Origin of the sequence: Methylobacterium sp. WL6 (assembly GCF_008040095.1) — a bacterium.
In the GTDB taxonomy this organism is placed as follows: Bacteria; Pseudomonadota; Alphaproteobacteria; order Rhizobiales; family Beijerinckiaceae; genus Methylobacterium.
On record NZ_VRVH01000488.1, the window covers coordinates 1 to 2,139 of the forward strand.

At 74.0% G+C, this 2,139-nt stretch carries 1 protein-coding gene and 1 pseudogene; one reads left to right on the top strand and one right to left on the bottom strand.

Annotation, left to right across the window (positions count from 1 at the left end):
• Positions 1-1,531 (top strand): annotated as a pseudogene (locus FV230_RS27590) (ComEC/Rec2 family competence protein); the annotation flags it as partial.
• Positions 1,532-1,636: 105 nt separating this feature from the next.
• Here FV230_RS27590 and lexA read toward each other — a convergent pair.
• On the bottom strand, positions 1,637-2,139 hold a 503-nt coding region (lexA, locus tag FV230_RS27595; protein WP_147844632.1), incomplete at its 5' end, for a transcriptional repressor LexA.

Consider the following 2,139-nt stretch of genomic DNA (forward strand, 5'->3'; position numbering starts at 1 on the left):
GCTCCGGCTCGCGGCCGCCGTGGACGACGCCCGCAACGCGCTGACCCGCAGGATCACCGACGCCAACGGCGGCCAGGCGGGCGCCGTCGCCGCCGCCCTGGTGACCGGCAAGCGCGGGCTGATCGCGCCGGCCACCAACGACACGCTGCGGGCGGCGGGGATCGACCACGTGGTCTCGATCTCGGGGCTCCACATGGTGCTGGCCGCCGGGGTCGTGTTCTGGCTCGTCCGCGCCGGCCTCGCCCTGGTGCCGTTCCTGGCGCTGGCCTGGCCGATCAGGAAGATCGCCGCGGCGCTGGCGATGGTCGGCGTCACCGCCTACTGCGTCTTCTCCGGCTGGGACATCGCGGCCGAGCGTTCCCTCGTGATGACCCTGATCATGCTCGGGGCGATCCTGGTCGATCGCCCGGCGCTCAGCATGCGCAACCTCGCTCTCGCCGCGCTCATCGCGCTCTCGCACGAGCCGGAAGGCTTGCTCGGCCCGAGCTTCCAGATGTCGTTCGGGGCGGTGGCCGGCCTCATCGCCTGCGCCCGCCTGATCGATGGAGGGATGTTCCGCCGCGACGGGGCCGGGCGGATCGGCCGGCTGATCGCGCTGTCGCTGACGACGGTGGTCGGCACCCTCGGCACGACGCTCGTGGCGCAGGTCGCGACCGCGCCCTTCGCCACCTACCACTTCCAGACCGTCCAACCCTTCGGGCTGATCGGCAACGCGCTCACCCTGCCGCTGGTCTCGCTCGCGGTGATGCCGGCGGCGGTGCTGGGCATCGTCGCCTACCCGTTCACCCTCGACCAGCCGGTCTGGTGGCTGATGGGACTGGCGGTGCGCGGCATGCTGACCATCTCCGGCTGGATCCAGGGGCTCGGGCGCGCCAACGTCGTGGTCCCGGCCTTCGGCACCGCCGCGCTCGGGTGCCTCGCCGCGGGGCTGCTGCTCGCGACGCTCCCGGTCTCGCGCCTGCGCTGGCTCGCCCTGCCGCCGGCGCTGCTCGGGCTCGGCCTGGCGACGATGCCGGCCCGTTACGACATCTACGTCGACCGCCAGGGCAGCGGGGCGGCGGTGCGCCGCGCCGACGGCAGCCTCGTCGCCCTCGGGCGCCCGTCGAACTTCGTGCTGGAGCAGTGGCTGAAGGCCGACGGCGACGGCAGGCCGGGCGCGCAGGCGACGGGTGGTCCCGCCTGCGACCGGATCGGATGCACGCTTCGGTTGGCCGACGGGCGCGCGGTGGCGCTTCTGAAGGATCGCCGCGGCTTCGCGCAGGATTGCGCCAAGGCCTCGGTGCTGATCACGGCGCTCGCCGCACCGCCGGGCTGCGCCGCCGCCCTCGTCATCGATCGCGCCTACCTCGCCAGCCACGGCGCCGTGGCGATCCGCGTCGAGCCGAATGGCTTCATCCTGGCCGACACGCATGAGCCGGGACGGACGCTGCCGTGGCGCCCCGCGATGGTCCGTCCCCCGCCCCAGGGAACGGACGACGCGGCAGCGGGCGGATCGTCGCCCGCGGCCGAGCCCAAGCCGAAGGACGTCCCGTTCCAGGGCATGGCCGTACCGCCCCCCCCGGGCGGAGGACGCCGACCCGGCACCCGACGATCCGGCCGCGGACGGCCCGAACCCGGAGATGCCGGGCGAGACCCTTCAGTAACGGCGCACGAGGCTGACCAGGCGGCCCTGGATCTGCACCCGATCCGGCCCGAGCACGCGGGTCTCGTAGGCCGGGTTCGCGGCTTCGAGCGCGATCGAGGAGCCGCGACGGCGCAGCCGCTTCAGCGTCGCCTCCTCGTCGTCGATCAGCGCCACGATGATGTCGCCGGTGTTGGCGGTGTCCTGCTTGCGGATGACCACGAGGTCGCCGTCGAGGATGCCCGCCTCGACCATCGAGTCGCCGCGGACCTCCAGGGCGTAGTGCTCGCCGCCGGCCAGGAAGTCCGGCGACATGGTGATTGCGTGGCTCTGGTTCTGGATCGCCGAGATCGGCGTGCCGGCCGCGATCCGGCCCATCACCGGGATCGACACCGCGCGCCCGCTGTCGTCGACCATCTGCGTCGTGGAAGGCCGCGGCGGCACGGCCTTCGAGCGGCCGCCCTCGACCACGCTCGGGGTGAACCGGCGCGGCGCGGCGGGAGCTGCCGGCACCGGGG